The sequence below is a fragment of the Mesorhizobium silamurunense genome (assembly GCF_014843825.1).
Lineage (GTDB): Bacteria > Pseudomonadota > Alphaproteobacteria > Rhizobiales > Rhizobiaceae > Mesorhizobium > Mesorhizobium silamurunense.
In genome coordinates this window covers 1-7,561 of the sequence record NZ_JHQR01000049.1, presented here as the reverse complement: position 1 = coordinate 7,561, position 7,561 = coordinate 1, and the positions used below count along the sequence as shown (strand labels likewise).

Sequence of the window (7,561 nt, the reverse complement as noted above, 5' to 3'; positions counted from 1 at the left end):
CGGTGCTGGTGCAGGCACCGGGCGGCGGGCCGATCCTGGCGGCCGCCGCCAACTGATTTTTCGCGCGGCGCCGCAGGAAGCGGCAGCGCACCATCCGGCCCGCATCCGCGCGCCACAACCCAAGGAGACCTACGTGACCAAAAAGACCGGCGTGACCAAATTTCTGACGGCGCTCGCCATTGCGCTCGCAACCACGGCTTTCGCCGCCGGCGCCCGCGCCGACGACGCGACCAACGCCATGAAGCCCGCCAATGCGATGGCGACCGACGCCATGAAACCGACTGATGCGATGAAGCCCGATGCGATGAGCACCCAGGCGATGAAGCCGGCCACCGACGCCATGAAACCCGCGACGGATGCGATGAAGCCGGCCAACGCGATGGCTCCGGCTCAATAAGCGGTGCCGGCCTCTCTTCAGCGGGCCGAACAATCGCAGAGGGCGCTCCCCCGCTCCGTCTCGGCGCTGCGCGCCGATCCACCGCTCCCCGCTCTGCGGGGGCGAGGAACCCAGGCTTGCGAAGGCCGCGACCTCGGCGATTGGCGTTTCCTCGCCCCCATGAAAGGGGGGAGAGGTGGCTCGGCGAAGCCGAGACGGAGAGGGGAGCGCCGCCGGCCGCCGCACGGCAAAGTGAGAAACTTGCGGCGGCTTCCGTCGTATAGTCGTAAGCTAGAACAAGGAGATCCAACATGAACGGCATCGAAAAAAAGGCCGCGCGGCGGTTCCTGGCCCCGCTAGCGGCGCTGGTGCTGACGGCGGCGGCCGCCGCCTTCTGGGAGACGCCGGCACGCTCGGCCGAGGACGCGGTCGTGATCCCGCCGCCGGCCATGGATGAAAAAGCCGCCAGCGGCACCGAGAAAGCCATCTTCGCCGGCGGCTGCTTCTGGGGCGTGCAGGGCGTGTTCCAGCACGTCAAGGGCGTCAGCAAGGCCGTTTCCGGCTACACCGGCGGCAGCGCCGAGAACGCCGTCTACGAGATCGTCGGCACCGGCCGCACCGGGCATGCGGAATCGGTCGAAATCACCTACGACCCGTCGAAGGTCACCTATGGCCAGCTCTTGCAGGTCTATTTCTCGGTCGCGCACAATCCGACCCAGCTCAACTACCAGGGGCCGGACCAGGGCACGCAGTACCGCTCGACGATCTTCGCCGAGAACGACGAGCAGAAGAAGGTCGCCGAGAGCTACATCGCCCAGCTCGACAAGGCCAAGGTGTTTGGCAAGCCGATCGTCACGACGCTGGAGACCGGCAAGACCTTCTACCCGGCCGAGGACTACCATCAGGATTTTCTGACGCTGAACCCGACCTACCCCTATATCGTCTACAACGACCTGCCCAAGATCGAGAACCTGAAGTCGTTGTTCCCCAAGCTCTACAGCGAAAAGCCGGTGCTGGTGCTGGCAAGCAGCAAGAGCTGAGCGCCTAATCTCCCCCCTCGAGGGGGAGATGTCGCCGAAGGCGACAGAGGGGGTCGCCGCGCGTAGAGCACCAGCGCCTTCCGCGACGAACGACAACGCCGGCGATTTATGTGAGACGACCCCCTCTGGCCTGCCGGCCATCTCCCCCTCAAGGGGGAGATCGCTTTCAATCGTAGGTCAAATCCGTCGCCTTCCCCCCAAACACGCGGTAGGCGTAGAAGGAATAGAAGATGATGATCGGCAGCACGACGACGGTGCCGACCAGGATGAAGGCCAGGCTTTCCGGCGCCGAGGCGGCCTGCCAGATCGTCAGCCTGTCGGGCACCACGAACGGATAGAACGACCAGGCGAGGCCGGCGAAGCCGAGCGCGAAGATGGTGGCCAAGGTCAGGAACGGCGTCAACGCATGGCTGTCATCGGGCCGCGGCAGATGGAAGGTCTGCCGCCACAGCCACAGGAACAGCAGCGCCGACACAATCGGCAGCGGCGAGAGATAGAGGATCTCGGGCCAGAGGAACCATTTGTCGAAGATGCGCGGGCTGGCGTAGGGCGTGGCCAAGGACACGGCGACCATGCCGAGCGCCGTCAGCACCAGCGTGGTGCGCAGCCAGCGCACGGCCTTCACCTGCAGGTCGCCCTCGGTCTTATAGATCAGCCAGGCGGAACCCATCGCGGCGTAAGCCGCCGAGAGGCAGAGCGCGACCAGCGCGCCGAAGGCCATGCCGCCAAAGCCGACATCGAGGCCGAGCACATAGACGCCCAGCATATAGCCCTGCGCCAGCGAGGCGGTTGCCGAGCCGATGAAGAAGATGCGGTTCCAGCGCTGCTTCTTGCCGGCCGGCACCTTGGCGCGGAAATCGAAGGCGACGCCGCGCAGGATCAACCCGACCAGCAGCAGGAAAACCGGGATATAGAGCGCGGTCAGGATGGTGCCGTGCGCCATCGGGAAGGCGACCAGCAAAAGCCCGACCGCCAGCACCAGCCAGGTCTCATTGGCGTCCCAGAAGGGACCAATCGCGGCGATCATCGTGTCCTGCTCTGAGTCTTCGGCGGCGGCGAACAGGATGCCGATGCCGAGATCGAAACCGTCGAGGATGACATAGATCAGAATGGCGAGGCCCATCAGGCCGGCGAAGATCAGCGGAAGCGCGGTCGGCCAGTCGAAGGTCATCGTTTCACTCTCCCGCGGCCTGCTGTGAAAGGGCGGCGTTCATGGCGCCCGGCAGCGGCGAGGCGTCGCCATCCTTGGCCGCCTTCAGCGCCAGATGCACCAGCACGCCGAGATAGGCGATCAAGAGCAGCACATAGAGGATGAGATAGACGGCCAAAGTCAGCGCCACATGGCTGCCGGCGACCGGGCCGACCGCCTCCGCCGTCTTCAGCACGCCGGTGACCAGCCAAGGCTGGCGGCCGGTCTCGGTCGTGTACCACCCGGCGAGCGTCGCCACCCAACCGGAGATGGTCATGGGAACCATAAGCAGGGCAAGCGGCTTCGGCAGGCTGTGGCGCCGCTTGAGGAAATAGGCGGCCGACCAGGAGACGATGAGCATCAAGATGCCGGTGCCGACCATGACGCGGAAGCCCCAGAACACCGGGAAGACCGGCGGATGGTTGCCGGGATAGTCGTTCAAGCCCGGCACGACGCCGCTGGCGCTGTGGCGCAGCACGAGGCTGGCGCCGTCCGGAATGGTGATCTCGAACCGGTTCTCCTTCGCCGCCTCGTCCGGCAGCGCGAACAGGACCAGCGGCACGTTGGGGCCGGTGTTCCAGTTGGCTTCCATTGCGGCGATCTTCTGCGGCTGGTGCGCAAGCGTGTTCAGCCCGTGCTGGTCGCCGGCGAAGATCTGGATCGGGATCAGGATGGCGGCGGTAAAGACGCCGGTGCGCAGCGCCTTCCACATCGATTCCGAGCGGTCGCCAACCAGGTAGCGCAGCGCCGACAGGCCGGCGATCAGGAAGGAGACGGTGAGCCCCGAGGCCAGCAGCATGTGGACGAGGCGATAGGGCATCGAAGGATTGAAGATCACCGCCCACCAGTTCACGGCATGCGCCACCCCATCGCGCATTTCGAAGCCGGCCGGCGTCTGCATCCAGGAGTTCAGCGCAATGATCCAGAAGGCGGAAACCGTGGTGCCGCCGGCCACCAGGACCGTCGCCAGCGTGTGGATGCGGTTGGAGACGCGGCGGAAGCCGAACAGCATGATGCCGAGGAAGGCCGCCTCCAGGAAGAAGGCGGTGAGGATCTCATAGGCAAGCAGCGGGCCGGCGATGTTGCCGACCTTCTGCATGTAGCCCGGCCAGTTGGTGCCGAACTGGAAGCTCATGGTGACGCCGGTAACCACGCCCATGGCGAAAGACAGCGCGAAAACCTTCACCCAGGTGAAATAAGCGCGCATCCAGGCGGAGTCGCCCGTGGCGTTGTAGCGGAGCTTGAAGAACAGCAGCACCCAGCCAAGTGCAATGGTGATCGCCGGAAACAGGATATGGAACGAAATATTCGCGCCGAACTGGATACGCGACAGAATGAGCGGGTCCATGGGCGACTCCGGCTGCTGTTATTCTTCGAGGATAGGCCTCATAGGAGCATCGGTCAAAGCGGCGCGGCGTCACGCGAGGCGGGTTGTCGCAGCGCCAGACCGGAGCCGTTCCCGGACTGGGTAAACCTCCCGCGTGACAGCTTCTCGACGCCGCGGACGCGTTCGCGACACCGTTGTGCCGCCAGCCGGCGAAGGCGACTGTCCAGAACTGTCAGGAGGACCGTCGATTGCCGATTTGAATAAAACGACATCCGACCTATATCAGGTCACGTTTTTCCAGCCGGCCGTTTTTCAGCATGTCATCCATCATCTCGATTTCCGGTGTCACGAAAACCTATGCCACCGGCTTCAAGGCGTTGAAGGAAATCAATCTCGACATCGAGCGCGGCGAGATCTTCGCGCTGCTCGGGCCGAACGGCGCCGGCAAGACGACGCTGATCTCGATCGTGTGCGGCATCGTCAACCGCTCGTCGGGCAGCGTCACCGTGGACGGACACGACATCAGCAAGGACTACCGCGCGGCGCGCAGCCTGATCGGGCTGGTGCCGCAGGAGCTCACCATCGACGCCTTCGAGACGGTCTGGGCGACGGTGAACTACAGCCGCGGCCTGTTCGGCAAGGCTCCCAACAAGGATTTCGTCGAGAAGGTGCTGCGCGACCTCTCGCTATGGGACAAGAAGGACGCCAAGGCGATCACGCTTTCGGGCGGCATGAAGCGCCGGCTGATGATCGCCAAGGCGCTGTCGCATGAGCCGCGCGTTCTGTTCCTCGACGAGCCGACGGCCGGCGTCGACGTCGAATTGCGGCAGGACATGTGGGCGATGGTGCGGCGCCTGCGCGAGGACGGCGTCACCATCATCCTGACCACGCATTACATCGAGGAGGCCGAGGCGATGGCCGACCGGGTCGGCGTCATCAACCGTGGCGAGATCATCCTGGTCGAAGGCAAGGCCGAATTGATGCGCAAGCTCGGCCGCAAGCAGATGACGCTGGAGCTCCGCGCGCCCCTCACCGCCATGCCGGACGGCCTGTCGCGCTATGCGCTGGAGCTGTCGAGCGACGGCGGGCAGCTCACCTACACCTATGACAACCAGAGCGACCGGCCGGGTGTCGCCTCGCTGATCCGCGACCTCGAGGCCGCAGGCATCCAGTTCCGCGATCTCGACACCAAGAACAGCACGCTCGAAGAGATCTTCGTCAATCTCCTGAGGCAAGAGCCATGAACCTGCGCGCGGCCATGAATCTTCGTGCAGTGTGGGCGATCTACCGGATGGAGATGGCGCGCGCGTTTCGCACGGTGCTGCAGAGCATCATCTCGCCGGTCATCTCGACATCGCTCTATTTCGTCGTCTTCGGCTCGGCCATCGGCTCGCGCATCACTGAGATCGACGGCATCAGCTACGGCGCCTTCATCGTGCCGGGGCTGACGATGCTTTCGCTTCTGACGCAGTCGATCTCGAACGCGTCCTTCGCCATCTACTTCCCGAAATTCGTCGGCTCGATCTACGAGCTTTTGTCGGCGCCGGTCTCCTATCTCGAGATCATCATCGCCTATGTCGGGGGCGCGGCGACCAAGTCGATCCTGCTCGGACTGATCATCTTAGGCACCGCGGCGCTGTTCGTGCCGCTGAGGATAGAGCATCCGTTCTGGATGGTCGCCTTCCTGGTGCTGACGGCGGTGACCTTCAGCCTGTTCGGCTTCATCATCGGCATCTGGGCAAAGACTTTCGAGCAGCTGCAGCTGGTGCCGCTGTTGATCGTCACGCCGCTCACCTTCCTCGGCGGCAGCTTCTATTCCATCCACATGCTGCCCGGCATCTGGAAGACGGTCACGCTGTTCAACCCGGTCGTCTACCTGATCAGCGGGTTCCGCTGGAGCTTTTACGGCAAGGCGGATGTCTCGGTCGGCGTCAGCCTCGGCATGACGCTGGTGTTCCTGGCCGTCTGCATCGCGATCGTGGCGTGGATCTTCCGGACGGGGTATCGGCTCAGGAACTGACGGGCCGACGAAGGGGCGGTTCCTCGCCCCGCGGAGCGTGGGAGAGGAAATAGGGCCTATTTCAAATCGCCTTGATCAGCCGCAGCAGCCCCAGCATCTCCATCAGCGTCCCTCTTCGGAAGGCGATGTAGGTCGGTTCCTCCAGCCCGTGGAAGCGGCGCTTGAAGGCGGCCTGGCCCTGCAGGTTGAAGCGCGAGCGGTTGACCCAGGGCGACTGGTAGGCGCGCTGGAAGGCGCCGCGCCAGAAATTCGATTCGGCAAAGCCGCTCGGTTCCACATCGAGCAGCGGCGACAGGCCGAGCGTGACGACCGAAATGCCTTCCTCGCGAAAGCGGTCGACGGCGTACTTGGTCAGGCCGATCTCGGCATGCGGGGTGGCGTCGACCTGCTTGCGCTTGAAGGCGGTGGTGTAGCCGATGACCTTGCCGCCGCTGAACAGCGGATCGAAATCGAGGATGGCGACGAGCTCGCCTTCGGGACCATGCAGGACGAAGCGGCGCATGTCGGCGCCGAGATGGTCGGCGAAGGGACGGTTGAGGAAGCCCATCTCCCAGCGCTTGACGATGCGCTCGCCGCGCCAATTCTCGGACAGCCGCGAAACCTCGGCGAGGAGCATGTTGGCCCTGTCCTCGGCGAAGGTGAAGCCCTTCTTCGCCAGCCAGCGCTCGGAATAGCGCACGGTTTCGTTGCGCTTGCCCGAGAAATCATGCGCCGGCAATTGCAGGCTGGTGTCGACACCCAGCCGGTTGACCTGATAGCCGAGCCCGGCCAGCACCTTTGCCGTGGCGGCGCCGATCTGGACGAACCAGGGGCCGCCGGCAGCCTCGACGAAGCGCTTGATATAGCCGGGCCTGTCCGCCGGATCGACCACCGGATCGCCGAGGGCGAAATGGTGCTTCATCTTGGTGCCGAAGGCGATGTAGCCGTCGCCGTCGCTGAAATAGGACAGCTTCTGCTGCACGGCGGTGGAATAGGCGAGCGAGAAGTCGCCATGCCGCCGAACCAGCGCCAGGCGCTCGAGATGCGTCAGCTCGCGGCGCGGCACCTTGGGCGCCGCGCCTTCAAGAAACCTGTCGATATAGATACGCAGGGAGGGCATGAGCTTCCGCGTGCCGATGAACAGAGACCCGCAGCCCGCGGGCCTCGAATCAGTCGCCTTGGCGCGACCGATTATCGGTCATGTCGCGCCAGCGCCATATAGGATGCTATCGACCGCGAATGAAGAGGGAATGTCTGCCGGCCGAAGCCGGCACTGACCGGCTTGCATCGCCAAGTCATATTGCCAAAGTCCATGCAATGTTATATATCAAGTTATCGTTTTTCGCTCCGGCAGGTCGACGATGGAAGACATTCTGCGGTCCCTCGGCTTTGTCTGCCTCGGCAGCAGGCTGAAGCGCATTGGCGAGCAGTTGCAGGCCGACACGCAGCGCGTGCTCGATCGTCTGGATGTGCGGATCCAGTCGAGCCAGTATCCCCTGCTCGCCGCGCTCGACAGGCTGGGGCCGCTGCCGGTCGGCGAGCTGGCGCAGTCCCTCGGCGTCGCGCAGCCGGGCGTGACGCGGGCCGTGTCGCTCCTCACCGACCTCGGCCTGGTCGAGGTCATGCAATC

Annotated in this window: 8 protein-coding genes; 5 read left to right on the top strand and 3 right to left on the bottom strand. The window is 64.4% G+C overall.

What is annotated here, in order from left to right; translation table 11 throughout:
* Both DH10_RS36670 and msrA read left to right on the top strand, forming a co-directional pair.
* Window positions 1-397: hypothetical protein (locus DH10_RS36670; protein WP_246811493.1), on the top strand; the 397-nt coding region annotated here is incomplete at its 5' end.
* 290 nt (window positions 398-687) lie between these two features.
* Window positions 688-1,416 (top strand): peptide-methionine (S)-S-oxide reductase MsrA, encoded by a 729-nt coding sequence (msrA, locus tag DH10_RS05355; RefSeq protein WP_192255254.1) that lies wholly within the window; start codon window positions 688-690, stop codon window positions 1,414-1,416.
* Window positions 1,417-1,582: 166 nt separating this feature from the next.
* Here the strand turns inward: msrA and DH10_RS05350 are convergent, their stop codons facing one another.
* Both DH10_RS05350 and DH10_RS05345 read right to left on the bottom strand, forming a co-directional pair.
* Window positions 1,583-2,587, bottom strand: coding sequence for a cytochrome d ubiquinol oxidase subunit II (locus DH10_RS05350; protein ID WP_192384379.1), 1,005 nt, complete (start codon window positions 2,585-2,587; stop codon window positions 1,583-1,585).
* A 4-nt stretch (window positions 2,588-2,591) separates the two neighbouring features.
* Window positions 2,592-3,953 (bottom strand): cytochrome ubiquinol oxidase subunit I, encoded by a 1,362-nt coding sequence (locus DH10_RS05345; protein WP_192255250.1) that lies wholly within the window; start codon window positions 3,951-3,953, stop codon window positions 2,592-2,594.
* Window positions 3,954-4,249: 296 nt separating this feature from the next.
* Here DH10_RS05345 and DH10_RS05340 point away from each other — a divergent pair, with 296 nt between their 5' ends.
* A complete protein-coding gene (locus DH10_RS05340; protein ID WP_192255248.1) occupies window positions 4,250-5,176 on the top strand; it encodes an ABC transporter ATP-binding protein in 927 nt (308 codons plus the stop codon).
* A gap of 14 nt (window positions 5,177-5,190) precedes the next feature.
* Window positions 5,191-5,952 (top strand): ABC transporter permease, encoded by a 762-nt coding sequence (locus DH10_RS05335; RefSeq protein ID WP_192255262.1) that lies wholly within the window; start codon window positions 5,191-5,193, stop codon window positions 5,950-5,952.
* A 61-nt stretch (window positions 5,953-6,013) separates the two neighbouring features.
* On the opposite strand, the gene DH10_RS05330 is transcribed toward DH10_RS05335, so the two are convergent.
* The gene (locus tag DH10_RS05330; protein ID WP_192255246.1) at window positions 6,014-7,051 is read right to left on the bottom strand and encodes a phosphatidylglycerol lysyltransferase domain-containing protein; all 1,038 of its coding nucleotides are present in this window, start codon (window positions 7,049-7,051) and stop codon (window positions 6,014-6,016) included.
* Window positions 7,052-7,292: 241 nt separating this feature from the next.
* Between DH10_RS05330 and DH10_RS05325 the strand changes: the two genes are divergently transcribed.
* Window positions 7,293-7,561 (top strand): MarR family winged helix-turn-helix transcriptional regulator (locus DH10_RS05325; protein ID WP_192384377.1); only part of this gene is annotated, 269 nt, incomplete at its 3' end.

What these genes read in the sequence shown, in the direction of transcription:
- DH10_RS05335 (WP_192255262.1), top strand. Translation starts at nt 5,191, where the DNA reads ATGAATCTTCGTGCAGTGTGGGCGATCTACCGGATGGAGATGGCGCGC.
- DH10_RS05340 (WP_192255248.1), top strand. Translation starts at nt 4,250, where the DNA reads ATGTCATCCATCATCTCGATTTCCGGTGTCACGAAAACCTATGCCACC.
- DH10_RS05350 (WP_192384379.1), bottom strand. Translation starts at nt 2,587, where the DNA reads ATGACCTTCGACTGGCCGACCGCGCTTCCGCTGATCTTCGCCGGCCTG.
- DH10_RS05330 (WP_192255246.1), bottom strand. Translation starts at nt 7,051, where the DNA reads ATGCCCTCCCTGCGTATCTATATCGACAGGTTTCTTGAAGGCGCGGCG.
- msrA (WP_192255254.1), top strand. Translation starts at nt 688, where the DNA reads ATGAACGGCATCGAAAAAAAGGCCGCGCGGCGGTTCCTGGCCCCGCTA.
- DH10_RS05345 (WP_192255250.1), bottom strand. Translation starts at nt 3,953, where the DNA reads ATGGACCCGCTCATTCTGTCGCGTATCCAGTTCGGCGCGAATATTTCG.